We start from the raw sequence: 26,277 nt of genomic DNA, 5'->3' as shown, positions 1-26,277 counted from the left end.
CTGAAAAAGTCCGCCAGCGGCGTTCTCGCTTCACGAAGGCTCAACGTACCGGCTATTACGCCTCGCCTCTTCGCTCGCTGCGGCCTTGCTGGACGGCCATTTTGAGCATCCTGAGGCGATTGAGGCATCCAAGGACTGTCTTTGCTGATGCTACTCCTCGATCGTCGAGATATCTCCTGGATCCTGTCCGAGTTCCTTGGCCTTCAGAACGCGCCGCATAATTTTCCCCGAACGGGTTTTCGGGAGTGACTGCACAATATCGATTTCAGACGGCACCCCGATTTTCCCCAGCTCTTTCATCACTTGATCTTTGATCGATTGAATCAAGGCAGGACTTTCGATTTCGCCTTGTTTCAGAATGATGAAGGCCTTGATGGACTCGCCCACAGTCTTGTGGGGTTTGCCGATGACGGCGGCCTCGGCGACGGCGTGATGACTTACCAATGCGCTCTCGACTTCGGCGGTGCCCAGCCGGTTGCCCGCAACCTTGATCACGTCGTCGGCGCGGCCCATGAACCACATGTAGCCGTCGGCGTCTTTATGGCAGACGTCGCCGGCGGTGTAGCAGTTCGGGATGGTATTCCAGTAAGTCTTGTAGCGCTCCGGATCTTTGTAGATGGTGCGCATCATGGAGGGCCAGGGTTTCTTGATGACGGCAAATCCGCCGGCATTGGCCGGGAGGCTGTTGCCTTCACGATCCACGACATCAGCTTCAATCCCAAGGAACGGCCGCGTGGCGGAGCCGGGCTTCAAGGGGACGGTCGGCAGCGGTGTAATCAGGATCGAGCCGGTTTCCGTCTGCCACCAGGTGTCCATGATGGGTTTGTCGCCGCCGGTGACGCGATGGAACCACTCCCAGGCTTCCGGATTGATCGGTTCGCCGACGCTGCCGAGGATGCGTAAGGTTGAGAGATCGTACTTCTTGGGCCAGTCTTCTCCATAGCGCATGAGCAGGCGGATTGCCGTCGGCGTCGTGTAGAAAATCGAGACGCCATAGCGGTCGATCAAATCCCACCAGCGGCCGGGGTTCGGATAGTCCGGCTTGCCTTCGGCGGTGAGGATTGTGGCGCCGTTCAACAGCGGGCCGTAGACGATATAACTGTGGCCGGTGACCCAGCCCGGATCGGCGACGCAGAAGTACACGTCATCGTCTTTCAAGTCGAACACATATTTCGATGTGATGTAGGTGCCGACCATGTAGCCGCCGTGGACATGCACGACGCCTTTGGGCTTACCGGTCGTACCGGAGGTATACAGGATATAGAGCGGATCTTCGGCGTCCAGCTTGACCGCTTCACATTCAGCGGATTCGCCTTTCAGCCATTCGTGCCAGTCAATTTCTTTGGGGGCTGCAAGCGAGACTTCCGGCTTTTGCCGGCGCACGACGACGACGCGCTCGACCGTCGGGCAGGTCTTCAACGCTTCGTCCACAACTGACTTGAGGGGAATGACTTTCCCACGGTCGTAGCCGACATCGGCAGTGATGACCAGATGAGACTCGGCGTCGTGGATGCGATTGGCCAGCGCCGGGGCGCTGAACCCGGAATAGACGACGCTGTGGATCACACCGATGCGGGCGCAAGCCAGCATGGCGACAATCTGCTCGGGAACTTTCGGGAGATAGATGGTGACGCGGTCGCCCTTCTTCAGGCCCAGCTTCTTGAGGGCGTTGGCGCAGCGGTTGACCTGGCGGTAGAGCTGCCCGTAAGTGAAGACACGCTCGGTATCGTTCTCGCCGACCCAGATGACGGCGACTTTGTTCTTCCGGCCATTTTTGACGTGCCGGTCAAGACAGTTATAGGAGATGTTGCAGGTGGCTCCCACAAACCATTTCGCGAAGGGGTAGTTCCATTCCAGTACTTTGCTCCAGGGCGTAAACCAGTCGAGCTCCTTGGCGACGCCGCTCCAAAACGCCTCCGGATCGGCAATCGACTTCTTATATTCGGATTCATAGTCCTTAATATGGGCGGCGGCTTTGGTCTTGGCGCTAGGCTGGTACGTTCGGGTTTCCTTCAGTAGTGTCTCGATCTTCTCACTCATGACGCACATGCCTCCCCTTCGTCGATAACCGTCTCGGCACGGATATGATGATTATGGAGAAAGGGGCCTCCCCCTGCAACCCATACATTTGTACGGGGATCTACCCTATGGCGAGTGCGTCTTTGAAATGAACGGGTTGGCCAGGTCAATTCCTTGACAGCCGTCACAGCCCGAGGGTAGGCTCAACATCAGCTGCTTATGCGAACTTTTCTTCGATCTATCACAACTATGTTCACTCGAAACTTGTGTGCCATGAGTCTTGGTATCGGGCTGTTCTGGCTTGCCGGATTGAGCGGAGTTTCTCCGGCCTCCGCCCAGTTAGGGAAACCGGAAGGGCTCTACTATAAGTCCTGGGCGGTCATCGTCGGGGTCGAGCACTATCTGCTGGCTCCTTCGATTCCCGGAGCTTTGGCGGACGCCAAGACGGTGGCACAGGCCTTTCGTCAGATGGGCTTCGACGAAGTGGTTGAGGTCTATGACAAGGATGCCAGCTTTCGGCATCTACAGCAGCTCTTGTCGGACATGTTGCCGCGCAAGGTCGGGCGGATGGATCGTCTGGTGCTGTTCTACGTGGGCCATTCCGGAGTGACGCAAGATGCCGATGGGAAGGATCTCGGCTACCTGGTTCCGTCGGATGCGCAGATCAATAATGTCGCCAAGTCCATTACCTTTGACCAGCTCAAGGAATTTACCCGACGCCTGGCGGCGAAGCATACCCTGCTCATTCTTGATACCGCGGTTCGGGGATGGGAAGCCACGGCACCGCAGCAGTTGTCGCTCGAAGGCCGCTTGACACCGGAGGACGACACGGAACGCCGTGCGATGCAGGTGATTACGGCCGGGGATAAGGGAGAAGTGTCCAAGCGCGTGGGGGATGCGAGTCTGTTCGTGAAATCGCTTCTGACGGGGTTGCAGGGTGCGGCGGATCTGAACAAGAACGGTTGGCTGATGGCGTCCGAGTTGGGCGCGTACCTTGAGAAGGAGCTTCCCGCCGTCACGCAGGGGCAGCAGCATCCGATATCCGCCAGGCTGGACGGGGATGGCGATATCATTCTCATCGAAGGGCGCAAGACGGCGTTTGTGCTCGGCGCGGGGCCCCAGACGCCGGCTGAACGGCAACAGGCGGCGAAGGCGCAATACGATCAGGCGTTTGCGTTGCTCCAGGAGGGGAAGCGCGTCGAGGAAGCGCTCGAACGACTGAATCGCGCGATTGAATTCAATCCCGAATTCGGCGAAGCCTATGTGCTGAAAAGTTACGTACGGCTGGAGATTCTGCCTAACCTTGACGAGGCATTGACCGCCGGCCAACTGGCCGTGAAGCATGCGCCCACGAATCCTGACTCGTACTACACGTTGGGGTTGATCTATGAAAAGCGGGGGAGCTTCCCGGAGGCCGAACAGGCGCTCTTGCAGGCGCTGAAGGTGAATGCCGGTTATCAGGATGTCTATTTTTCGCTCGGTACGCTCTATGCCGATCATCTGAAGGATCAGACAAAGTCCGTCGAGGCGTTTCGCCGCTATGTCGAGTTGGGCGGAACCGATTCCCGTGCGCGAGCGGCAGTCAGTCAGGCTGACGCTCAGAGGAAGCCCTAGTCTTTTCCCCCACCCTTGAGATAGCCCAATCCGATCTTCAGCGCGCGTCTCGTGATTTCGGCCCAGCGCACTTGCGGATATTCTGCCAGGACCGCGGCGGCCTTGGGATCCTGAATCTCCAAGCTGGCGATCTTGATAATGCCGTCTTCTATTTGAACGTCGGCCACAGTGTGTGCCTCCCCTAAAAATCGTCACCGGGTGGATTGAATAGGCGCAGTCTCGTCAACCGTTCATACGCCGTTGCGTTGACTGAAGTAAAGTCGCATGCTAGCATGATTTCACGCGAATTTTCGAAACGTTTCACGCACCACGTACTCAATTTCTCGTCATGAAGGAGGATCGCATGGCTACATCGCAAGGGCGTTTTACGAGACTGGCCGGCAGCGGGCTTGCCATTGTTCTCCTGGTCGGACTTGCCGCTTGTGGTGGCCCTCCAAAGTGGGTGCAAAAGGGGTCGGGAGCCTTCAACGAGAAGGATAGCAAGGCGTTCTATGGGGTGGGGGCGGTGGTCGGTGTGCGGAACGAGCCGTTGGCCTGGGATACGGCAGAGAATCGCGCGCGCGCTGAAATAGCCAAGACCTTTGAAACGTACACCGGTTACCTGATGAGAGATTACGCCGCGTCGACGACAGCCGGCGATTTCACCAGAAACACGGAAGAGCAGAATGTCGAGCGGGCGATCAAGACGGTCACGACGGCGACGTTGAGCGGCGTGCGTCCGATCGATCGATATAAAGACGAGAAGACCAATACCTATTACGTCCTTACCAAGCTGAACCTCGAAGAAATGAAGAACAACTTGGAGCAGGCGAAAGAACTCAATGCGCAGGTGCGCGATTTTGTCCGAAAGAATGCCGACAAGATGTTCGACCGGCTGGAGAAGGAAGAAGACAAGCGGTTGGCGCGATAGCCGGCCGGTTTCATTCTCTTTTTCTCAGAAGATTTTCAGCGGAGGGACGGGGTGATGGTGATGAAGTCTGGATGGCTGGCGCTGGGAGCGGTGTCGGTGTTGACTCTGGCAGGCTGCGGGCACGAAACGAAAGTCACGCGTATCGATGCCGGGGTGGTCACTGACCTGAGCGGGCGCTGGAACGATACCGACTCGCGGATGGTCGCTGAGACCATGGTGAAGGAATCGCTGAGTTACCCATGGCTCGGCAACTTCACGCAAGCGAAGCATCGCCAGCCTGTTGTGGTGGTCGGCACGATCCTGAACAGCAGCCACGAGCACATCAGCGTCCAGACGTTTGTGACCGACCTTGAGCGCGAGCTGACGAATTCGCAGAAAGTCACGTTCGTCGCCGGCAAGGGTGAGCGCGATGAATTGCGGACCGAGCGCAAAGAGCAGGCGATGTATTCCCGCGAAGATACCCAAAAAGCTCCCGGAAAAGAAATCGGTGCCGATTACATGATGAAGGGGACGATTTCGACGATCCTCGACGAAGCGGATGCGACCAAAGCCGTGTTCTATCAAGTGGATCTCCAGATGATCGATCTGGAGAGCAACGCCAAGGTTTGGTATGGGCAGAAGAAGATTAAGAAGGTCATCGAAAAGAAGCGAACCATTTTCTAGGCTCCAGGACTCTGTTGAGCCCTCTCTCCCCACGTGTTTCCCACAGTCTGTTGGCGCCGTGGCGCGTTGTCCGTTCATCCCTTCTATTCGCTCTCCTCGCCGGGCTGCTGCTGTTGACCGCGTGCGGTCCTTCCGTCGATCGCTACCTGTTGATTGAGCAGAGCCTGGCCGCGGGCGATGCTAAGCAGGCGGCCGCGATTGTTCAACAAGCTGAAAAATCCTACGGGGACAAGAGCCGCCTGTTATATGGCATGGATCGCGGGATGACGCTGCAATTGGCCGGCGACTACCAGCAGAGCAGCGCCGTTTTGGAGCAGGCAGAGGAGGAAGTGGAGCGGCTCTATACCAGGACTATCCGCTCCGAAGCCGCCGCCTTTCTCACCAATGACAACGCGCTGTCGTACGAAGGGGAACCCTACGAACATGTGATGATCAATGTCGTCAAGGCGCTGAACTACGCCGCGCAGGGGCAGCTTCAGGAAGCCTTGGTGGAAGCCCGCCGGATCGATCACCGGCTCAACGTGCTTTCGGATAGGGTCAAGGAGAAGGCGAGCTATCGGGAGGATGGGTTTGCCCGATATCTGACGGGCATTCTCTATGAGGCGACAGATGATGTGAATAACGCGTTCATTGCCTATCGGAAGGCCTATGATGCGTACGAAGCCAACCGGGGTTGGGCGCGCACGCCAGTCCCGGCTCAACTCCGTGCCGATCTCTTGCGGACCGCTGACGCGCTTCATTTGACGAATGAGTTTGAGGAGTATCGGCGGCTCTTCCCTGATACGGCGTGGCAGGCCAGCGCGGCGCAGCGAGACCTCGCTCAAGTGGTGTTGATCAGCTATAATGGCCGCGCCCCTCGTAAGGAGGACCGCTTTCTTGACTTGCCGATCAGCCTGGATGCCTTGCAGCTCGTGTTGTTGAATCGTGGATTCTCCCAGTCGTCGCGGCATCAGAACCGCGGGGTCGATAGTGTCCTGTATGGCCTCAATGGTCGTGTCGTGCGCGTGGCGTTGCCCCGATTGGTGACGCAGAAAACGCAGGTACCCGTGGAGCAGCTGACGTTGGTCGGCGAGACCGGTCGGCAGGTGAGGGTGTCCTCAGAGTTGGGGCAGGACATCTCCGCGCTGGCAGATAAGAGTCTTTCCGATCGTTTGCCCGGCATTACGGTCAAGGCCTTGGCTCGTGCCGCCGTCAAGTTTGCGATGGCGGAAGGAGCCACACGCGGGGCTCAGCAAGCGGCGGGTAAAGATGCCGCCCCTTGGGTGGGGCTCATCGTCGGGCTTCTGACTAAGGGACTTGCCGTGGCCTCGGAAGAGGCCGATAAGCGCAGTTGGCAGACGCTCCCCGATGAAATTCACATCGCTCGCGCCTGGGTCGAGCCCGGGCAGTATGCGGCGTCGGTGCAGCTGCTTGGGCAAGCAAACGGTCCGACGACGGAGAGTAGTCGGACACTCATTCTGGGCCGGGGACAAACTGCGGTCATGATTCAACGGGTGATTCAATGAGGGGTCCGGTCAGACTCAGGCGTGATGTCGTCTTGCCGCTGGTGATGCTGTTCATCGGAGGCATCGCCCTCTCGGGTTGTACGTGGTTCGGGGGGAAATCGAAGCCGGCCTGGGTGGATGGCGCGACGGCCGAATTTTCTTCAAGCCAATATCTGCTTGGGCAGGGCCAGGCGACGAACAAGGGTGCGGCAACCGATCAGGCCTATGCAGCCGTCGCCAGAATTTTTAAGGCCGAGGTCGCGGCGCAGGCCAAGGACTGGGAGTCGTACCTGCTGGTTGAACGTCACGGCAGTACCAATACGGAACGGCGGTTGACCCTGGATCAGGTGACCAACGTCTCTACCGATAAAGTTCTCGAGAACGTAAAGATTCTGGATACCTGGTACGACCGGCATCAGGGGGTGCATTATGCCTTGGCGGGGATGCATCGCGGCCAGGGCGAAGCGGCGATGATGGATAAGATGCGAGAACTGGATCGGGCGATTGAGACCGATCTGCTCGAAGCCCGGCAGACCACTGATAAGTTGACCAAAGTGCGAAACCTGCGGCGTGCCACAAGAAATCTTGTGATGCGTGACGCATTCAATGCAGATTTGCGCGTCATTCGTTCTTCCGGCCAGGGGACTCCGGCCGCGTATCGTGTGAATGAATTGTCGAATGAACTGGATCAGTTTCTCTCGACCAACCTGGTTATTGCGGTCGAGGTGACCGGGGATCATGCGGAGCCGATCCAGCGTTCCCTGGCTGAAGGATTGATTCGGGAAGGATTGCATGTGACCGCCCAACGGGCCGGCAGCGAATTGCTGGTGCGTGGCACCGTGCGTGTCTGGCCGATCGATGTGCGCGATCCGCAATTTAAGTATGTGCGGTGGTGCAGCGACTTCGATGTGGTGGAGTCCGCGACGCAGCGCGTGGTCGGCGCGGTCTCGCGCGGCGGGAAGGAAGGGCATCTGTCCGACCGCGAAGCCACGGCGAAAGCCCTACGGGTTATCCAACAAGAATTTTCTTCAGACCTTGCCAAAGCGATCGCATCTCATGTATTTGGAGAGGCGTCATTGCCGGCCCAGGTGCCATCACCGGCCGGGTGTCCGCGAGAATCCACACCGGCGAATCCGGCGTTATCGAGCCCACGCCCATTTTAACGAGGAGGAAACCAACACTGTGACACAGTCTACAGAGAAAGCGATGGGCCGCGCCCCACGGAGCCGCGGACGCGGGCTGACGAAGCCCGGACGGAAACTGTCGAGCCGGTTGGCGAAGCGCAAGCTGGGCGACCGGTTGAAGGACGACACCGCGTCATTCAATCAAGGCAATCTGGCCGATACGTTGCGCAAGCAGGGGTACGAGGAAGTGCCGCTGGACGAGCTGCAGGATCGACTCTCAAAACTCCAGGGTCCCCTGGCCGCCCTGATCATGAAGGGGAGGGTGTGACAGGATGCCATACTACTATTTTGATTCCACCGCGCTCGTCAAACGCTACAGCATGGAGCGGGGTACTCGCGTCGTCAACAAGCTGATGGTCAAGCGTGGCAAAGTCGCTATTCTGCCGACCTGGACGGTTACGGACTTTTACGCCACGCTCTCCAATCGCGCTCAACAGGGAGAGATCACCCGGGACGATTGCTATTCGGTGTTGTATAAATTCGAGCTGGAATCGAAGGCCGGACTGTTCGAGTTTATTGCGCCGACCATGGGGACGTATCTGGCCACCAAAGAGTTGGTCCTGGAGTATCCCTTTCTCCGGGCTGCGCAAGTGATGCATCTGGCGTTGGCGTTGGAGTTGAAGCCGTTGCGACTGACCGTCGTGAGTGCGGACGCGCAGCTGTTGGCGGCGTCAAAGACGGCGGGCCTGCACATCATCAACCCGGAAGACGACTAAGGCCAGACCCACGGCTTCGGGGAGTTACGAACATTGGTATTCGGCAACCAGGGATACGATAACCTGGTTCCAGTTTTCCGCAGATTCCTGAAGACGCCTGGCCTCCTCCAGGAGGCGGGTGTCTTGGGGAGAAGGTTCCTTCCCCTCAGCCACGTGAGTAAGAGCGGTATGACCGAGGGCCAGGCTGCCGCAGACTCCCGATGAGGCCGGCAATTGACCGCCGGCTCGGCGAAAGAGGGCCATGGCCCGGTAGGTATGTTCCTGTGATCTGAAGAGCGCTTCCTGGCCCTTGCGGTATGCCGTCTTCCATCCGGTCTCTCTCTTGCCGAGTTGAGCAGCGAGCAACGCGGCCCGCCCCATCATCATCGCGGCTCCATCCGCATCGTCATTCCCGATCGCGTCTTCGGCTTTCGACTGGAGCCGACCCAGTTCAGCCTCGTCTCCAACCACCTGCGCGTCGCTCGGGAGAGGGGACATCGTGAGGCCGGCGAGCAAGAGCACCGTCAACCCGCTGATTCGCAATGACTTGGCCATCAGACATTCCTCGAAGACATGATTCTGCATTGCTACTCTACTCACGAGCGGCTATGGCTGGCAAGTTGCCACAGTCTTGAAGGGATCAGTATAATCCTCTGGCTTTGAAGGGGTCGTGGTATAGCCGGATCGCCGGTTTTTTGTCGGAAGGAGCTGATCGTGCAGTATTGGGTCAAAGTGGTGTTTGTGGACAATCAGGAGTTGCTGATCAAGGACGCGGTCAGTCATCGGTTGTCGGAAGACCAGGAGTTTATTTATCTGGAGTCGCCGCGGGAAATGATCCTGGTCCCCATCAAGCAGATCAAGTATCTCTCCTGTGATGCGGCGGTGTTTGCGTCGAAAAAGTCCGCCTGAGGGACACACCTATTCAGAGAGGGTCGCGCGGCTGCTAGGCTGCGAGTCGTAGCAGATTCAGAATCGCCTGGTTCCACCCGACGGGTCCGATGCCCGGGGCATGGATCAGCTGGGGGACATGGATGTCGTGGTCGTACGATCCGTCCGGCTTCTGCACCAGCACCGGGTGATCCACCGCGAGCAGGAGGGGGAGATCGTTCAGGCTATCCCCGATCCCTACTGTTTCAACCTCGCCCGGTGTTCCATCGAGATTCCATTGCCGTTTATAGCAATGAAGCAGTCTCAAGGCGGCTTGCCCCTTGTTGTTCAGTCCCGTCAGATGAAAGAAGCGCCCGCCCTTCGTCCATTGTAATCCTCGCGTGATGATCTGACGGCAGACCTCGGTGGCCAGCGTGGCGGGGCCCTGTACCAGGTAGGGCTCATCGTACTCGCGTATCTTGGCCCGTAGTGCAGCTTCCCTGGATAGTCCGGTCAGCTCCATAATCTCATCGATGGAAAGATCCCCGAATCCTATCAACGGCGTACCGACGGCTTCCTCAATCTGCTTGAGTACATCGCGTAACAGGGCGTAGGGCGTTCCAAACTCGATGACGTGATAGGTAGACCGTCGTCGGGCGCGGTCCAGGGGGAAATCAAAGGTGCCGAGAGGCACGAATACGGCGCCGCCGTTTTCGACGATGAACGGACCCTGGTGATTCAGTTGCTGGCGAAGCGGCTCGATCTCCGCCCGCGTCTTACTGGAAACCAGAACCACGGGAATGTGGTTCGCCTGGAGTCGTTCGAGGGCCGGTCGAGCTGCGTCGAACGAATAGGTCCGGCTGTCGAGCAGACATCCGTCCAGATCGGTGAAGACAAGATAGCGAGGACGCATGGGGGCCTCAATGGTGGTGAACATCGTCATGAGTCGGTCCGTGCAACGGAGCAGCCAGCCGACGCTCAAGAAATGACCGTGCGAGGTCCTTGCCTCCCAATCCGAACGCCAGTGCGGCGGCAAGGACAATGCCGCCCCAGGTAATGCCGAATCCGACGGCCACGATGTGTTCCGCAATGCCCAGTTGCTCAAGAGCCATGGCGACGCTGAGCAATTGGATCGCCCAGCGGGCCGCCGAGGCAATCAGGCGGGCCGGCGGGAGGCCGGCATTGACCGCAGCGATCAGGACTCCTTGGGCGACGAAGTTGGCGATCAGGTAGCCCGCAATTCCGATCAGCGTGGCGATGACGAGATGTGGGATATAGGCGACGGTGGCATGGGTCAATCGGCTGACGGAGTCGATGTGCAAGGCTTCAAGCGAGGCGATCGACGCGAAGAGCAGAACGAGCCAGTGGATCGTTCGTCCGATGAGATGGGAGGGGGCCGATTTAATCCCGCCGCGCAGGAACGTGGAAGTCAGGCCCAGCCGATCGCTGACTCGGTCAAGTCCGATCACCCGGAGAAACCGTTCGACCGCGTGGCCGACGAACCAGGCGGTGCCGACGCCTGCCAGCAGCAGCAGGCTCATGGCCAACACATTGGGGACGATCGCCAGCGTTTGCCGGCCGAGGACGGTCACGGGTTCCAGTAGCGTCTCGATCCACTGTGATGTCATGATACCCTCCTTTACTCCCCATGCCGGGCGTAGCCGCTGCTCACGGCCACTGTGTCACGAGATATTCTTTGTGGGCCTCGAAGGCCCGGCACAGGGATTCGACATGATGTTCCGCCTCGCGGGTGGTCAGCCCCTGTGTCTGCAGAACGAACGAGGCGGTTCGGCCGAGATACAACGGCGTGAGCGCTTTCAGGAGGTGGTCTTTCGGAAGCACTCCGGCGTGATAGGACAGGGCCGTGTCATAGATCACCTGGACCCAGAGGGCATCCGGCATCCGGAAGGCCGTCGGAGCAACTCCCTGCAAAGAGTTGAGTCGGGCGAGGCTGTCCTCCGACAACATGCGACTCCAGATGGGCTGCAGGTCCTGCAGCCCCTGCTGAAACACCTCCAGCATTCGCTCGACGTTCACATGGATCGGTTCCACGCCCGTTTCGTATTGAAATCCGAAGAGCGGCACGGGCTTGGAGTCTCTCACGGGGATCCATGTGGCGGGATGGGTCTCCATCAGGCTGAACAGGGCGCCGGTGACTTGCGCGAGCATGTCGGAAAGATCGGCTGCCGGGTCTTTGGGATTGTGAATTTTCGCGCCCAGAAAGCTTTGGCAGACCCGCGCGCCGCTGGTCAGCGCCTCCGTGGTCATCCAGATATCGATACCGAAGCGGGCCACCTCAGACTCCCAGACGTGTTTGTTCAGGTAATGCCTGGCCAGGTCGCCGGAAAATCCGAAGTCACCTCCGATGGGTTGGCGAACCTGATAGCCGTACAGCGCGCGGGTCAATGGATAGGCAATACTGTTGGTAATCGTTCCGTCGTACTTATGGCGTTGATAGAAAGGCGCGACGTAGTCGAAGCCTTCCTGCACGATGGGGCGAAGGAGCAGTTCCACCCACTCGGGTGTGATGCTACGAAGGTCCGAATCCACCACTGCGCAGGCCTGGACGTTCAGGCGTTTGGCGATCTCGAAAATCGTGCGGAACGCGCTTCCCTTGCCGGGTATTCCATGGTAGGGCGTGACGATGCGATGGAGGGGGCTCTGCCGGTCGCCGATGAACAGCACACCAAAATCGACCAAGGTGTCGGCGACAATTAAGGGGGTTCCGTCAGTGGATCCTCCGTCGGCGTTCACCAGGACGGCCCGACGGTCCGGAAAGTATTTAGCGAGGCCGGCCCGTATGGCCCGAATAACATGGCCGATCGTGTCGGCGTTGTTGTAGCTCGGAACCCCGACGAGCAGGTCTGCCGTGCCGATCTGCTCGACCGTGACTTCGGTCTGGGCGGCCAAGGGAGTGATGGTCGAATGCAGCATGGGCATCACGCGAGCGTGCTACGAGACTCTTGTGAGCGGGGTGTGATGGTCGCCATGGGCCAGCTCGCCGGCCGGTTCCCACTCATGGTCACTCTCGACCGCCTCGATCAGGAGCCCGAAGACATCGGGGACCGCGGCCACCACGCGACTCCAGTTGGAGATCATGGGGACACCGAGCGGATCTTCGATGAAACTCTGAGTAGCGAGCTTCATGCCTTTCAGAAATACTTCGACGGCGGTGCGTTCCTGGTGGCGATCGAACTGGAGGGAGTTGATCATCGCGTCGTTTTCGTAGCGGCTGATCGCATCCTGCGCGGCTTGAAGGTAGGTGGCTCTGAGGGTTTTCAGCAGGCCGTCGGAGAGAATGACGCCGTCGCTGGCCAAATTTCTGAAGAGGGCCTTGGTAATGTCGGCCGACATTTTTAACAGCCCGGCATCAGGATTATCCGCCGAGAGTTCCTGGTGCTTATGCTCGTAGGCGTCGGCGATGTCGACCTGGCAGACGCGGCGGAGCGCGCAGTTGCGGTACACCTCGGCGAGAACACCCACTTCGAGGCCCCAATCTCCCGGAATGCGGTTGATCCAGGCGAGATCGCTGACCATGGCGAATTCCCCGGCAAGCGGATATCGGAAGCTATCCAGAAAAGTCAGGAGGGGATGTGTGCCGACCAGCTGCTGGAGGCTGCGGAGGAGCGGAGTCATGAAGAGCCGGGTCACGCGGCCATGAAGCCGGTCGGTAATGCGGCTGTAGTAGCCTTTGGCGAATTCGTATCCAAGATTGGGGTTGGCGATGGGATAGCAGAGCCGGGCGAGGTACTGCCGGTCATAGCTCACAATATCGCAATCGTGCAGGGCGAGCACTTTGCTTTGGTGGCGGGCGAGTACATATCCGAAGGCGGTCCAGCAGCCGCGACCTTTGCCGGCCAGGCCGACATCGATGGCATTGTCGGTCAGGCGCTTCAAGATCTGCTGAATGCGGCTTCCGTCGTTCCAGATTACCCGGACGCGCTGCGGGAGAATCGAGAAGTATTCTTTGGCCAAGCGGAACTCCAGCGCCGAAGCCCGGTCCAGAGAGATGACGATCTCGTTCACATACCGTACCTCAGTCAGCGTCTCGACAATCTTCCTGAGCGCCGGGCGCTGGAGCTCTGAGTAGAGGGAAGGGAGGACCAGGGCAATCGGATTCGTCGATGCGTGCCGCTGAAGTTCCGCCTCCAGTTGTTCGAGGTTCGGCCGTCCGAGGCGGTGGAGCACGGTCACAACGCCGTTTTGATGGAAGTCTGACATACGGTTCCTCCCTGTACGTCTTGGGCGAGCAAGTGGGCTGGAACGGGGAAAGCTCTTGATCGCCTTCTTAACTAAGAAGCAACGCCTGTGCCGCTCTGGTTCCCTAACTAGTGAAGTAACGACCGGGTGATACTAATGCCTTGATCTCCTAGAGATATTACTGAGAAAAGTTCTCCTCGCCGGGTGAAACTAAGGGGTGATTTCTGTATGGCCAGTGAAGAGTTGACGGTGAAGTCCTTCACCTCAGTCAACCTCTATGAGAATGATGCCTTCACGGAGCCCGGTATGCCGTCTTCCGTGAGGCAGGCCACAGTCTTGCTTTGAGGCGTCGCGACTCCTCTGTTACGAGGCAATCGGCACCTCAGTGCGGAAGTATTCGCTACAGGATAACAGTCAGGGGTGCGGTGGTGAACTAGGTGAATCCCGAGGCTAGGGAAAAGAGTGCCCTGGCTTGGACGGCGATGGGTACGGCAGCCGGGACTTGTCGGCGTTTGATGAGCCTGTGGTGAGTGATGGGCGATGTGGGGGGCCGATTACGCGCTCAACTTGAGTCCCATCATGCCCAGCACAATCAGCGCAAGCGACAGGAGTCGTAGCGGTGCGACTGATTCCCCCAAAATGACCATGCCGAGAAGCGCGGTTCCCACCGCTCCGATCCCGGTCCATACGGCATAGCCCGTGCCGACAGGAATGGTCCGCAGTACCTGAGAAAGAAAATAGAAGCTGGCGATCATGGCAGTAATCGTTCCGAGGCTGGGCCATGGCCGCGAGAATCCTTCGGTGTATTTCAGACCGATCGCCCAACCCATTTCAAGTAGACCAGCCAGGATCAGGTAGATCCACTCCATCGATATCGTCTCCTTCGTCACGGTTTCAGGCACAATTCTCCGACTTTAGCCGGCCATTTAGCGTTCGAAAATCAGCATGACATACGCGAGAAAGAGCAACAGATGCACCGCGCCGAGCAAGACGTTCGTGCGGGCACTGGCAAAGGTCAGGAGACTGAGACCGAGCGTCAGCAGCAATAAGGTCATGCCGACGGCATCGAGCCCGAGGATGATGGTCTGATCCATCACAAATCCGATGGTCAGGACAGCGGGGATCGTCAGGCTGATGGTGGCCAGGACCGATCCCAACAGCAGATTGACGGAGCGCTGCAGTTGATTGCCCATCGCGGCACGCACCGCGCTCATCGACTCAGGAGACAACACCAGCACTGATACGAGCACCCCTGCCAAGGCCGCGGGAGCGTGTAATTCGTGGATGGCGTGGGTAATAGGGACCGCAATCTGTCCGGCCAGAATGACGACAGGCAGTAGATGCGCTACCAGCAACAGCATCAGGTGTAACACCGAGCGGTCTTGGTCGTCGGACGAGCATTTGAAGTAAGGGGCTTCCGTCGGTTCGAGTGAGGCCGGCGCCATAAAGTAATTCCGATGGCGGGAAATCTGCATGGCGAGAAAAACCGCATAGAGTCCGATCGACATGATGAGCAAAAAGGCCGATTGGCGAGGCGATAAGGTCGGCCCCGGAGAAGACACCGTAAAATTGGGCAGGACCAGGCCAAGCACGGCCAGGGGGATGATCACCGCCAGGAAGGCGTTCGCTCTTGCAGATTGTAGGTTTGTTCGTGATACCGCAGTCCTCCCAGCAGGAGGGAAAAGCCGATCATTCCATTGAGGGCGATCATCATGACTTCAATCCCGGTGACGGCCAGCGTCAGAATGAGCGTCCCCCCCGGTTCCCCCAGTTTCGTCGCCAGGCTTTCGGCATGGCGGACGACGGCAAAGGCCGACAGCAGGATGACGGTGAAGAGCCACACGAACATGAGTGCAAACCACGTCTGGTGCGAAAGATCCCCCAGCCATCTCTGTCCGAAGACAAGAAAGGCCACCGACGTGCCGTCGCTGACCAATAGGGACCATTCCTGCTTGATCGTGGGTCGCACGTTCATGGTATGGAGACCGTCCGGTTGTCCTTCACGAAGCGCTTGTCATGCGCAGGTTGTTGAAACGTTCCAACGACCAGATGAGATTGCACCAGGGCTATTGCCCTCCATGGGCTGATTCGATGATGGGGCGGCTGTCGGTCGGCGGAGTGTCCTGTGGGGTACGGCCCTCGATCCATCGATAGAGGATCGGAAGGACGATCAACGTCAGCAATGTGGAGCTGACCAGTCCGCCGATGACGACGATGGCCAACGGGCGCTGAACCTCCGAGCCGATTCCATGGGCGAAGGCGAGAGGGACCAACCCCAGCAACGCGACCAGGGCGGTCATGAGGACCGGTCGCAGGCGCAGCAACGCCCCGGACATCACGGCTTCATCCAGCGACGCGCCTTCCTCGCGCAGGGCATTCATGCACGAGACCAGCACGATGCCGTTCAGCACGGCCACGCCGAAGAGGTTGATGAACCCGATCGAGGCCGGCACGCTGAGATATTCACCGGTCAGCCAGAGCGCAACCACCCCGCCGATCAGTGCGAAGGGCAGGTTCAAAATGATGAGAGCGGCCTGACGCAGCGAGTCGAAGGTGGAGTACAGCAACAGGAAGATCAATCCGATCGTGATCGGGACGATGAGCCGGAGTTTGGCCATGGCGCGCTCCATATTTTCGAACGAGCCTCCCCAGGCGACGGTATAGCCGGCGGGAAGCACCACCTGGGTGGCGATCTTCTGCTGTGCTTCAGCGACCAAACTGCCGATATCGCGTCCCATCGTATTGAACCCGATGGAGACATACCGTTGGAGCTTTTCCCGGCTGATCCGGCCGGGGCCTTCCTCCAGGCGGATGCTTCCCAGGTCGGCGAGAGGGATCAGGGCTCCGTCCCTTCCGGTGACGAGAATGTTGCTGATCGTCTCGGCGCTGTTCCGGTATTGCTCCGGGAATCGGACGAGCAGTTCAAATCGTTGCTGCCCCTCGTAGACGCGAGTCGCGACTTCGCCGCCGATCGCGGTGCCGATGATGTCCCGCACGTCGGACACATTGATGGCGTGGCGCGCAATCTTGCCGCGATCGATGTCGATGGTGAGATAGGGTTGTCCGAAGAGTTGCTCGATCTTGATATCCCGCACCCCGCGCACGGAGCTCAGCTGGCCGGCGATCTCCTCGGCCTTGCTGTGTAAGATCTCCAGATCCTCCCCGAACAGCTTGACGGTCGCTTCTGTCCGGACGCCGGAGATCAGCTCGTCGACCCGCTGTTGGATGGGCTGGCTGATCAGGAACGTCGCGCCCGGGATCCTCGTCAAGCGCTCGCGGAATTTCTGCATCAATTCAGGCATCGTCCGGGCGGTCGTCCATTGGTCCAGCGGGCGGAGTCGGACGACGGGGTCGCTTTCGTTCGGTTCCTGCGGATCGTTTCCCAGTTCCGTGCGTCCGATCTTCGAGACGACCATCTCCACCTCCGGAAATTCCATCATAGCCTGCTGCATACGCTTTTCGATTTCGATAGACGCAGGGAGGGAGACGCTCGGCAACCGGATCGTTTGCGGGGCGACGGTTCCTTCGTTGAGAATCGGGATAAATTCGCTTCCCAGGAACGGAAACAGCGCCAGGCTGCCGAGCAGCGAGCCCACTGCGCCCACCAGCACGATGCTGGTATGTCCCAATGCCCACCGGAGCGACGGGGCATAGAGGCGCTTGGTCCAGCGGACGATCCAGGGGTCTTCCTCGCTCCCTCGCTTCAACATGAGAGAGCAAAGGACCGGCGAGAGCGTGAGCGACAGCACCAGGGAGGCCAGCAGGGCGATCATGATGGTGTAGGCGAGGGGTTTGAACATCTTGCCCTCCATCCCATGCAGGGACAAGAGCGGCAGGAATACCAGAATAATGATCAGGATTCCGAAAACGACCGGCTGTCCGACTTCCTTGACGGATCTGGTGATCAGCTCCAGGCGCGGGACGGCAGCGGACGAGTGCTCTGAGAGGTGCCGGTACACATTCTCGACGACGACCACGGAGCCGTCCACGATCATGCCGATGGCGATCGCCAGCCCGCCCAGCGACATGAGATTGGCCGTGAGTCCGACTTGGCCCATGACGATGAACGTGGCCAGCGGGGCCAGCACCAGGGTTGCGACGACGATCAGTGCGCTGCGCAGATTGCCCAGAAAAAGCACCAGCACCACGACGACCAGCACGACGCCTTCGGCGAGAGATTTATACACCGTATTCAAAGCGGACGTGATCAATTCGATTCGGTCATAGAACGGCACGATACGCAATCCGTCCGGCAGCAGATGCAGACGGTGTATGTCGTCGATGCGCGCCTTGATGCTTTCGACGACGTCACGCGCGTTCCCCCCGCGCAACATGAGGACGATCCCGCTGACCACCTCGCGATCTCCGTTGAGCACGGTTGCCCCGTGCCGGACCGCATGGTCGATCAACACCTGCGCCACGTCGCTCACAAAGACCGGCGTGCCGCCGGCTTCTTTGATGACGATGCGCCCGACGTCTTCGAGCGACCGAATCAGGCCGATCCCGCGCACAATATATTTCTCGTCGTGTTTCTCCAGAATGTTGCCGCCGGCGTTGGCGTTATTGCTGGCCACGGCGTCGAAGACCTCGCGGAGAGTCAGATTGTATTTGCGCAACATGGCCGGCTCGACCAGCACTTGATACTGTTTGACGAAGCCGCCCATGGAGTTCACATCGATCACCTCGGGCGTGCTCTTCAGCAGCGGCCGGATAACCCAGTCCTGGAGGGTGCGTTGATCGATCAACTGCTGGTGGGTTACCGCTTCGTCCAGGGCGGGAGCGCGGGCGCCGGCCAGGTAGTACTGGAAGACCTCGCCCAATCCCGTGCTGTTCGGCACGAGCATCGGTTCTGTGCCCGGGGGGAGCTGCTCCTTGACTTCGATCAGACGCTCGAGCACGAGCTGGCGCGCAAGGTTGATGTCCATCGCATCGTCGAACACGATGGTCACCAGTGACAGCCCGACCTTGGTCAGGGACCGCATTTCCATAAGCGCGGGGACGCCGGTCAGTTGCAGTTCGATCGGATAGGTCACCAGCCGTTCGACTTCGGCAGGAGACAACCCGGGCGCCTTGGTGACGACTTGCACCAGCACGCTGGTGACATCGGGAAAGGCATCGATCGGGATGGTGCGAAAGGAATAGAGTCCCCCGATGCCGAGCATGATGGCGAAGATCACGATGAGCATGCGCTGGCGCAGTGAAATGTCGAGCAGGCGGGTAACCATCAGACTTGTTTCTTCAAGAACTCGGATTTCAAGATGAAGGCGCCGTGCGTGACGACCGGTTCGCCTTCGGTGAGGCCTCCGAGGATGGTGCTATGGGTGCCGTTGGATTCTCCGACTTGGACCTCGCGGACTTCATACTCGGTTACGTTGCGTTGCACGAAGACGAACGTCCGGTTCTGGTCCCGTTGGAGCGCGGCTTCCGGTACGGCCAACCGGTCAGGCTGCGATTCAGAGAAGAGGCGGATGGTGGCGAACATCTCCGGTTTCAGCCGTCCCTCGGGATTGGGAAGCTCGAGCCGCAGCTGCATCGTGCGGGTGGAGGGATCCAGGACGTCGCCGACATAGGTGATCGTTCCCTTGAAGGTTTCCTTCGGATAGGCATTGATGCGCACTTCGGCCTGCCTGCCACCGGAGGCATGGACGGTGTGGACGAACGGAATGTCTTTTTCCGGGATGTTGGCCCGCACCCAGACTTCGGAAAGATCGGCGACCACGAAGAGCTTCTCGGTGGTCTCGACGACCTCTCCTCTGGTCAGGTTGCGTCCGATGATGCGGCCGGCAAAGGGGGCCACGATCGGCACATGGGATCGGATGTCCCGGCTTTTGTCGAGTCGGCGGAATTCTCCCTCGTTCATGCCGAGGAGCTTCAGGTGATCGCGCGCTTCATGGGCTTCCGCCTGCATGCTGAACAGTTCCGCCTGCCGTCGCTGGGCTTCCGCTTCCCCGATCACTTGTTCCTGCAGCAGGAACTTGGCCCGCGCGTAGGCTTGCTCGGCGACATGGAGTTTGGCGCGCGACTTCAGATAGGCGGATTGTGCCAGGCCCAGGTCGCTGCTGTAGAGGATGGCTAGGAGGGCGTTGGCTTCGACCTGTTGCCCCAAGTCTGCGTAGACGTCCACGACCCGCCCGCGGACCAGGGTTGTAATGTCCGCCATGGCGCGTTCATTCGGTTGTAGGATCGCGGGAAAGTCCCGAGAGGTGCGGAAATCGCTGCGAGTCGCCGGCTGGACGACCAGCCCGATGCGGACGGATTCTTCCGCGGTCAGGGCAACGATGCCGGGGGCTGAGTCGGCGCCGGGCCGATTGGCCACGGCGGCATCGCCCGGCGCCTGGTTGCATCCTGAATGAGCCAGGAGCGCAGCGACCAGCAGGCCTGCAAGGAGATGAAGTTGGACGTGCAATGGTGAGCTCATCACGGAAGTGTTCTCCGGTGTGCCGGGTCGGGTGCGACATGGTGCAGACGAGGTCATAGGGCGCCTCCCACGGCTCGTTCCAGGCGAGCCAGGGAGACCGACAATTCGTACCGCGCTTGGGCGTAGTCCATCTGGATCTGGCGTTGCACGCGCTGAGCATCAAAGACGTCGAGCAGGCTCGACGCCCCTTGCTGGAAACTAAACTGAGCGAGTCGTAAGGCTTCTTGCGCTTGTTTCAGCAAGCCCTTGTCAAACACGTCGATCAATTCGGCCGTCGTTCGGGCATCTTGATAATGCTGGAAAATGGCCCTCGCCAGTTCGTTGCGCGTCCGCAGCAGCTCGGCTTCATGATGTCGCTTGGACCCTAACGACGCGGCGATTTCTCCCTCCCGGCGGTACCAGAGCGGCATCGGGATGGACAGCCCTCCTTGCACCGCTTCCCGGCCGATCTCGCGCCAATAGCTGCCGTTGACCGTCACGCTGGGAATTCTTGATTGCCGTTCAAATTCGATTTTCCAGTCTGATTGTTCGACCGATTTCAGCAGCCGTTCAATGGTCGGATGCTGGGTGCCCATGCGGACAATCAGTCCGTCAAGGTGGACTTCCTTCGACATGCCCATGAAGTCGCCCTGAATGACATAGGTTGGTCCGAGCGCGCCGCCGGTCAGGGTATCCACCACCGCCCGGTTGATGCGGACGGCGTTTTCGGCGCGGGCGAGCTGTTGTTTGGCCTTCAGAACCTCAACTTCGGATTTGATCGATTCGAACTGCGGCGCCTCTCCTGACTTCACCCGCGCCTTGACGATCCGGGCGACGCTTTCGACGATTTCCAGATTTTGCCGGGCGAGCGCGGCATCCCGTTGGGCCAGCAATAGGTCGTAGAAGGCGACCTTGACTTGAGTGGTCAGGTGCAAGCGTGTTTCCGACATGCCGGCGTTGGCGGTCGCCAGTCCCGCGTCTGCCACCCCTTGGCGAGCCTTTCGCATCGACGGCCATTCCAATGGCTGTCCGATGGTCACGTTGTATTCGGTGAGCGTTTCACGTTGGAGGGATTCGCGGATATTGGCCCGACCGGTGTCCCGCACTTCACCGTAGCCCATGTATCCGGTGACGGTAGGATTCGGATAGGCGCCGGCGGCGGTCTGTTGGCCGCGCTGCTGATCGATAGTCCCTTCTGCGGACGATACGGCCGGATTTCTCGCCAAGGCCAGGTCGAGAATCGAGTCGAGTGTATAGGCCGATGGGGCCGGTTCCAACGCGAAGGCAAGCGAAGCCGGCATCGCGGCGCTAGATAGTGCCGCGACGAGGCCTGCGAGCAAAAGACCTGAGCGAATGTTCATATACAGTACTCTGGTGAGAGCTGTCAGCATATCAGTTCCATCGTTAGGTTGCTCTGGCGGACACCACTATTTTTGCGGTGGGAGTCATGCTTCTGAACGGATCTTGAGGATTCAGCCAGATATTATATTGAATCGAGCCAGTAAGGGCAAAGCAGAGGCTCACGTACGCATTGGGCGGGATGGTGGCGGTATCATCAAGCGCCCCGAAACGCGAGAAACCTGTCTGGCAGGAAACGCCTGATTCTGACAATTGACTGAGTAGGCCGATCTTGACCGGCTCCTGACGCAGGTTCTGCCACCGTACTTCGTCTCCGACATGGACATCCAAGCGCTGTGGGCTGACGGCATCCTGAATGTGGATGTAGTGAGTCCGCAACGGAGTAGCGTTGGGTGAAGCTGCGGCGCAGGCCGCCAGGATCCCGGCTCCCATGAATAGCCCCACTAGTCGGAGTGCGCGATGAGTGACGGAGAACCCCGGATTCTTTCTATACATGGCATCCCTTTCTGTGCGCAGTAAGCGCCGGCTGCTGTATCGACCGAATGGAGTTCAATGTTGTGAGAGCAGCGCGGCGATCGACGTCAGTAGTGTGTCGAGCTCGTAGGGTTTATGGATTGTCCGGTCGGCGCCAAACGATTTAGCCGCAGGCAACATATCGGTCTGGCCGCTTCCCCCGCTCATGGCGATCAGTTTGATCTGCGGCCTCGCACGCCGTAAGGCGAGAATCGTTTCCAGTCCTTCTTTGCCGGGCATGAACAGATCCACAATCGCCAGAGCGCACTCTTCCTGTCTGGCGATCGCCAATCCGGCATCTCCTTCTTGGGCTTCCCGAACGTCATAGCCAGCTTCTTCAAGCGCGAGCCGGAGGAGCTTGCGAATATCGGGATCGTCGTCGATGACGAGGATCGTACGGGTGTTCGGCGCATCAGTTCGGTCGGTCATGTGTAATCTTCCTGGTACCCACAGCAGGGCAATCGAGCCTGGCTTCCCAGAGGCTGTGGATGTTTCGTGAACAGTGTCAGGACTGGCTTGGGCGATCGTTCCGTCGATTCCGGCCGGTGTCTGAGCTCTCGGTGGCGGTCTACTCAGGGGGATCTGGGTCGACTAACACGGTGACTGTTCCTTTGGGGTTAGTACGTGGCATTGTGTCGCATCCAGAGCCAGACCAAGGGGAGCCCGATTGCTTTCGACGAATCCCGTTCAGGAGGCACCGCTATGAGTCGATGCCACGTGATTGGCCGTTGGTCTTCGGTCACCCATTGGTCTGACTGTGCTGGAGACGGTCTGCCATTCATTTTGCGTTCAGTGCGGCGGTCTGGAGAACACCGAGGCGCATTTCAGCTTCAAAAGCTCCGGGTCAAAGGGTTTCACGAGGTATTCTTGCGCCCACATCCTGACCGCGCTTCGAAGCTTGTCGATGTGGGGCGTGCGCGCCATGACAATGACCGGGACGGTTGGATGGCGGTCCTTCATTTCCTGGAGGACGGCCATGCCGCCGAGGACCGGCATATCCATTTCGAGCAGCATGCCTGCGAACGCCGAGGCGGGAGCTGTTTGAGCGAGACGTGCGAGTCCCGATACGCCGTTGTCTTCCCCCTCAGCCTCGAATCCCCACTGGGCCAACTGGCTGCAGACAGCCAGGCGGACGTCATCATCATGATCGATGACGAGGATGCGCCGCCGCACCGATGATTCTGTCGACAAATGGGGTTCCTGTTTTGTCATCATGTCGTGCCGGTTCAAGGAGGCCAGTCTCATTGCGGATGGTCCCCGTTGGAGTGGCGCAGGCGTTCTGCTCCGATCGATACCGCCCCGAGGGACTGTCCCCGCGGGGGTCGTGCTTTGCAGGCACCTGGCCTGGGGCGGGTGGCACGATGGGAGAGGATGAGCGAATCGGTGATGTCCCCGCAGAGCAGACACCGTTGTCCGGGAAACGACAGATGTCCCCCTCCGGATGTCCAATCGACAAATACTTCTGAAACGGTCGGACCCTGACAGCGGGCGCATGTGCGGCCGGCGTGCGTCTCCATGTCGAATCCATTTTTCTGTGCGGACGTGGCCATACGGATGAGTCCTCTATGCCCGAAATCCTGTTGTCATTGCCGGCTGCGGGATCGCACGGGCCGGAGGCTCCGGCTGATCCCCGTCAACAGAGGGGAGGTATCCTCGACCGAACGTGAGGAGTTGGTCGTAGAACCGCTCGCAGTCACGGCAATAGGCCTCTTCGATCTTGACGTTCTCCGGGAGGGGCGGAGCGTCCTTCGATGGCCCTGCCTCCTGCTCGCCGTTGGCTGGACTTGCCTCGACCTTTTCGCCGGTGAGACGTCGACAAAATCCGCAGAGTGTCATTCGCATAGCCATTGCGGTTCCCTCTCAAGTGATCCGATCAATCTGGCCGTGTTCCAACCCAACCTAGTGGGCCGGTCGTACTCCCGTCGCCGGGGCTGATGGTCTTGCCGGCCTCGGGGGGATGGACGGTGCGATATTCTGTGCGCGAACGCTGTCGATCAAGGACCGTAACGAGCCGACCAAGTCCGTGGTTGCGCCTTTAATGAGATAGCCGACTGCCCCCGCGGCAAAGGCGGCGTCCACATAAGAAGATTCGGCGTGGGCGGTCAGAAAGATGACCCGTGAGTGGGGGGCGATATCTTTCAGGAGCCGCGCGGCTTGGAGGCCGTCTACTTTCGGCATGTTGATGTCGGAGATGATCACATCCGGTTGCAGGCTCTGGGCATATTGCAAGAGTGTTTCGCCATCCTCCGCTGCGCCGACGACTCTAAATTCCGGTTCCAGAATGACGCGGAGGAGTTCTCGGATTTGCGGGTGATCGTCCGCCAGCAGGATTCGAGTCCGTTTCATGGCGCACCTCCATGGAGATGATGGTGCGGAACGCACGTGCCCGATTGGCTACGCTCCGTAGGTGGGAGTCTAAGCCCTGGAGAGGTGAGACAGTACTAGACAGGTCCCCAGGTAGGGCTGGGGAAATCCCTGGGTTTTCCCGGCGAAAGCCCGGGAGTAGCGGCAGAACGGGAGTTACGATGAAATGAGCCCGTGGGTCAGGGCATACCGGGTGAGCTCGGCCGTGGTGTGGAGATCCAGCTGATCCATTAAGTGTGTCTTGTGAAACTCGACGGTTTTAGGAGAGATGTCGAGGGCGGTCGCAATTTCTTTCACGGTGTTCCCTTCCGCGACTAGTTGCAACACTTCGCGCTGGCGCGGCGTCAATGCATCGCCGCGCTTGGTAGACGGCGTTCGTCCGGTCACAACAGACTGCACTAATCCCTTTGCTATCAGTGGGGTAATGTAGTTATGTCCGCTCATGACGGCGTGAATAGCCTGGACGAGTTCCGATCCGGCCGAGCGTTTGAGGAGGTAGCCTTTGGCGCCGGCCTTAAAGGCTTCGTTCACATACGCCTGGTCGGCATGCATGGTGACGAAGATGATTCTGGTGTCCGGCAAATCCTTGTGGAGTTTGCGGGCGGCGTCGATGCCGTTCAGATGGGGCATGGAAATATCGAGGGTCACAATGTCTGGCTGGAATTGGTGGGCCATCTTCAGCAGCGTGCGGCCGTCTTCTGCGGCCCCGACGATGTCGCAGGATCCCTCCAGTAATTTGCGGTAGCCGTCCAGGACTAATGTGTGGTCGTCAGCAAGAAGCACTCGGGGTTTTGTCACATCTCCTCCATCAAGGGAATGCTGGCGTGAAGCGTTGTGCCGCTGCCGATGACGGTGTCGATCGTCAACGTGCCTCCGATCAGGGCCACCCGCTCCTTCATGCTCAATAAACCGAGACCTCCTGCTTCAGGTCGCCGAAGATTCTGGGGGAATCCAACGCCGTTATCGGCGATCGTGAAGAGCAGTCCCATGCGGGACTGAGTCAAGGCAACGTCGACCCGCGTCGCCTTCGCGTGGCGGACGACATTGTTCAAGCTTTCCTGCGCGATGCGATACAGGCACGTTGCCACGTCCTGCGAAAGCGATTTCGGCAAATCGTGGCAGGTGATATGGGTCTCAAGATGGTTGCGGGAACCGATATCCTCCACCAGTCGCTGCAGGGCGATGGAGAGGCCGAGGTCGTCGAGGATCGAGGGGTGGTAGTGATAGGCGAGATGGCGCACATCTTCGGAGAGCTCGGCCACGCGGTCCGAAATCGATCGGATGGCCTGGGCGAGCGGCTGCGTGAGCGCCGGCAGCTGCCGCTGAATTCCCTCCAGTTCGATGGACAGGAGCGCGAGCCGCTGGTTGATATCATCGTGGAGATCGCGTGAAATTCTTCGTCGTTCATCCTCCTGGACCTGAATCAGCTGTGATGCCAGCCGTTTTAATTCGAGTCGGCTGAATTCGAGGGAATGCTCGGTGCGCATACGTTCCGTGATCTCGGCGACCAGCGCCTCGTTGACCCTGGCGAGTTGCTGGGTGCGATCCTGTACCCGTTCTTCCAGCTCAGCGTTCATCTGTTGGAGGAGGAGTTCGTGCTTGCGGCGCTGGGCAAAGTGCCAGACGGGCACCCACATGGCCCAGATACTGAACGCCCGATTGGAAATAGGTACCCACAACGGAACGTCATGCGGGTTCTCGCTCAGGAGCCCTGCGACGATGATCAAGGCCGTGACGGTGCCGGCGATCATATATGGATACCACCGTTGTGAAGAAAGCAGCGACAGAAGTACCGGGCCGAGATAGAGGATATGATTGGCCACGCCGAGCGGTGTGTGGAGGTCGATGACCAAGAGTCCGACCGTCAGTGCAGCCACGCCCGATGAAATAGCCCATTGTGGAGGTGTATATTTCATGCGTGTCCGTGCTGTGAATTATCCTCCCCGTGGCCGGGCCATTCAAGCCGGGAGCGGTGTGTCGGCGGAAAAAATTGGTGCCGAACGAGCGC

Annotated in this window: 29 protein-coding genes; 8 read left to right on the top strand and 21 right to left on the bottom strand. The window is 59.2% G+C overall.

Annotated features, from left to right (window positions below; genetic code table 11):
• Positions 1-150: 150 nt before the first annotated feature.
• Positions 151-2,040: an acetate--CoA ligase gene (acs, locus tag Q7U39_13775; protein MDO9119022.1), complete on the bottom strand. Its 1,890-nt coding sequence runs from the start codon at positions 2,038-2,040 to the stop codon at positions 151-153.
• Positions 2,041-2,292: 252 nt separating this feature from the next.
• Here acs and Q7U39_13770 point away from each other — a divergent pair, with 252 nt between their 5' ends.
• Positions 2,293-3,633 (top strand): caspase family protein, encoded by a 1,341-nt coding sequence (locus Q7U39_13770; GenBank protein MDO9119021.1) that lies wholly within the window; start codon positions 2,293-2,295, stop codon positions 3,631-3,633.
• On the opposite strand, the gene Q7U39_13765 is transcribed toward Q7U39_13770, so the two are convergent.
• Positions 3,630-3,800 carry a hypothetical protein gene (locus tag Q7U39_13765; protein MDO9119020.1) on the bottom strand — a complete coding sequence of 57 codons (171 nt, stop codon included), beginning with the start codon at positions 3,798-3,800 and terminating at the stop codon, positions 3,630-3,632. The genes Q7U39_13770 and Q7U39_13765 overlap by 4 nt on opposite strands.
• Positions 3,801-3,976: 176 nt before the next feature.
• On the opposite strand from Q7U39_13765, the gene Q7U39_13760 reads away from it, so the two are divergent.
• Genes Q7U39_13760 through Q7U39_13735 form a run of 6 tightly spaced genes read left to right on the top strand, consistent with a single transcriptional unit; the run spans position 3,977 to position 8,590 of the window.
• Positions 3,977-4,543 (top strand): hypothetical protein, encoded by a 567-nt coding sequence (locus Q7U39_13760; GenBank protein ID MDO9119019.1) that lies wholly within the window; start codon positions 3,977-3,979, stop codon positions 4,541-4,543.
• A 54-nt stretch (positions 4,544-4,597) separates the two neighbouring features.
• Positions 4,598-5,206 carry a penicillin-binding protein activator LpoB gene (locus Q7U39_13755; protein ID MDO9119018.1) on the top strand — a complete coding sequence of 203 codons (609 nt, stop codon included), beginning with the start codon at positions 4,598-4,600 and terminating at the stop codon, positions 5,204-5,206.
• Between the two features lie 14 nt (positions 5,207-5,220).
• Entirely contained in the window at positions 5,221-6,711 is a 1,491-nt protein-coding gene (locus Q7U39_13750; GenBank protein ID MDO9119017.1) for a hypothetical protein, read from the top strand.
• Positions 6,708-7,853: an LPP20 family lipoprotein gene (locus tag Q7U39_13745; protein MDO9119016.1), complete on the top strand. Its 1,146-nt coding sequence runs from the start codon at positions 6,708-6,710 to the stop codon at positions 7,851-7,853. The genes Q7U39_13750 and Q7U39_13745 overlap by 4 nt, the downstream gene beginning before the upstream one ends.
• A gap of 19 nt (positions 7,854-7,872) precedes the next feature.
• Positions 7,873-8,142 (top strand): hypothetical protein, encoded by a 270-nt coding sequence (locus tag Q7U39_13740; GenBank protein ID MDO9119015.1) that lies wholly within the window; start codon positions 7,873-7,875, stop codon positions 8,140-8,142.
• Positions 8,143-8,146: 4 nt separating this feature from the next.
• Complete coding sequence (locus tag Q7U39_13735) at positions 8,147-8,590, top strand: type II toxin-antitoxin system VapC family toxin (GenBank protein MDO9119014.1); 444 nt, start codon at positions 8,147-8,149, stop codon at positions 8,588-8,590.
• Positions 8,591-8,614: 24 nt separating this feature from the next.
• Here Q7U39_13735 and Q7U39_13730 read toward each other — a convergent pair whose 3' ends face one another.
• A complete protein-coding gene (locus Q7U39_13730; GenBank protein MDO9119013.1) occupies positions 8,615-9,124 on the bottom strand; it encodes a hypothetical protein in 510 nt (169 codons plus the stop codon).
• 159 nt (positions 9,125-9,283) lie between these two features.
• Between Q7U39_13730 and Q7U39_13725 the strand changes: the two genes are divergently transcribed.
• Entirely contained in the window at positions 9,284-9,478 is a 195-nt protein-coding gene (locus tag Q7U39_13725) for a hypothetical protein (protein MDO9119012.1), read from the top strand.
• Between the two features lie 34 nt (positions 9,479-9,512).
• Here Q7U39_13725 and Q7U39_13720 read toward each other — a convergent pair whose 3' ends face one another.
• The 18 genes from Q7U39_13720 to Q7U39_13635 all read right to left on the bottom strand — a co-directional run bounded on the left by Q7U39_13720 (position 9,513) and on the right by Q7U39_13635 (position 26,185).
• Entirely contained in the window at positions 9,513-10,379 is an 867-nt protein-coding gene (locus tag Q7U39_13720) for an HAD-IIB family hydrolase (protein MDO9119011.1), read from the bottom strand.
• Positions 10,357-11,064 (bottom strand): mechanosensitive ion channel, encoded by a 708-nt coding sequence (locus Q7U39_13715; GenBank protein MDO9119010.1) that lies wholly within the window; start codon positions 11,062-11,064, stop codon positions 10,357-10,359. The genes Q7U39_13720 and Q7U39_13715 overlap by 23 nt, the downstream gene beginning before the upstream one ends.
• A 40-nt stretch (positions 11,065-11,104) precedes the next feature.
• Positions 11,105-12,376, bottom strand: a complete 1,272-nt coding sequence (locus tag Q7U39_13710; GenBank protein ID MDO9119009.1) for a glycosyltransferase — start codon at positions 12,374-12,376, stop codon at positions 11,105-11,107.
• Positions 12,377-12,388: 12 nt separating this feature from the next.
• Positions 12,389-13,657 (bottom strand): glycosyl transferase, encoded by a 1,269-nt coding sequence (locus Q7U39_13705; protein ID MDO9119008.1) that lies wholly within the window; start codon positions 13,655-13,657, stop codon positions 12,389-12,391.
• A 533-nt stretch (positions 13,658-14,190) separates the two neighbouring features.
• Positions 14,191-14,505, bottom strand: a complete 315-nt coding sequence (gene sugE / locus Q7U39_13700) for a quaternary ammonium compound efflux SMR transporter SugE (protein MDO9119007.1) — start codon at positions 14,503-14,505, stop codon at positions 14,191-14,193.
• Positions 14,506-14,562: 57 nt separating this feature from the next.
• Positions 14,563-15,246, bottom strand: a complete 684-nt coding sequence (locus tag Q7U39_13695; GenBank protein MDO9119006.1) for a hypothetical protein — start codon at positions 15,244-15,246, stop codon at positions 14,563-14,565.
• A complete protein-coding gene (locus tag Q7U39_13690; GenBank protein MDO9119005.1) occupies positions 15,243-15,611 on the bottom strand; it encodes a hypothetical protein in 369 nt (122 codons plus the stop codon). The genes Q7U39_13695 and Q7U39_13690 overlap by 4 nt, the downstream gene beginning before the upstream one ends.
• A gap of 91 nt (positions 15,612-15,702) precedes the next feature.
• On the bottom strand, positions 15,703-18,861 hold the full coding sequence (locus Q7U39_13685; GenBank protein MDO9119004.1) for a CusA/CzcA family heavy metal efflux RND transporter: 3,159 nt from the start codon (positions 18,859-18,861) through the stop codon (positions 15,703-15,705).
• On the bottom strand, positions 18,861-20,054 hold the full coding sequence (locus Q7U39_13680; GenBank protein MDO9119003.1) for an efflux RND transporter periplasmic adaptor subunit: 1,194 nt from the start codon (positions 20,052-20,054) through the stop codon (positions 18,861-18,863). Before Q7U39_13680 ends, Q7U39_13685 begins: the two co-directional genes overlap by 1 nt.
• A gap of 53 nt (positions 20,055-20,107) precedes the next feature.
• Positions 20,108-21,424 carry a TolC family protein gene (locus Q7U39_13675; protein ID MDO9119002.1) on the bottom strand — a complete coding sequence of 439 codons (1,317 nt, stop codon included), beginning with the start codon at positions 21,422-21,424 and terminating at the stop codon, positions 20,108-20,110.
• Between the two features lie 13 nt (positions 21,425-21,437).
• On the bottom strand, positions 21,438-21,887 hold the full coding sequence (locus Q7U39_13670) for a hypothetical protein (GenBank protein ID MDO9119001.1): 450 nt from the start codon (positions 21,885-21,887) through the stop codon (positions 21,438-21,440).
• 54 nt (positions 21,888-21,941) lie between these two features.
• Positions 21,942-22,334, bottom strand: coding sequence for a response regulator (locus tag Q7U39_13665; protein MDO9119000.1), 393 nt, complete (start codon positions 22,332-22,334; stop codon positions 21,942-21,944).
• A 360-nt stretch (positions 22,335-22,694) separates the two neighbouring features.
• Positions 22,695-23,096 carry a response regulator gene (locus tag Q7U39_13660; protein ID MDO9118999.1) on the bottom strand — a complete coding sequence of 134 codons (402 nt, stop codon included), beginning with the start codon at positions 23,094-23,096 and terminating at the stop codon, positions 22,695-22,697.
• A gap of 50 nt (positions 23,097-23,146) precedes the next feature.
• Entirely contained in the window at positions 23,147-23,455 is a 309-nt protein-coding gene (locus tag Q7U39_13655; GenBank protein MDO9118998.1) for a hypothetical protein, read from the bottom strand.
• Between the two features lie 13 nt (positions 23,456-23,468).
• On the bottom strand, positions 23,469-23,753 hold the full coding sequence (locus Q7U39_13650; protein ID MDO9118997.1) for a hypothetical protein: 285 nt from the start codon (positions 23,751-23,753) through the stop codon (positions 23,469-23,471).
• 51 nt (positions 23,754-23,804) lie between these two features.
• Positions 23,805-24,251, bottom strand: a complete 447-nt coding sequence (locus tag Q7U39_13645) for a response regulator transcription factor (protein MDO9118996.1) — start codon at positions 24,249-24,251, stop codon at positions 23,805-23,807.
• Positions 24,252-24,425: 174 nt separating this feature from the next.
• Entirely contained in the window at positions 24,426-25,067 is a 642-nt protein-coding gene (locus Q7U39_13640; GenBank protein ID MDO9118995.1) for a response regulator transcription factor, read from the bottom strand.
• The gene (locus tag Q7U39_13635; GenBank protein ID MDO9118994.1) at positions 25,064-26,185 is read right to left on the bottom strand and encodes a sensor histidine kinase; all 1,122 of its coding nucleotides are present in this window, start codon (positions 26,183-26,185) and stop codon (positions 25,064-25,066) included. Before Q7U39_13635 ends, Q7U39_13640 begins: the two co-directional genes overlap by 4 nt.
• Positions 26,186-26,277 lie beyond the last annotated feature (92 nt).

It is taken from the genome of Nitrospira sp. (genome assembly GCA_030653545.1).
In the GTDB taxonomy this organism is placed as follows: Bacteria; Nitrospirota; Nitrospiria; order Nitrospirales; family Nitrospiraceae; genus Nitrospira_D.
Note: the sequence above shows the minus strand (reverse complement) of the source record. Positions and strands in the feature narration are given on the sequence as shown.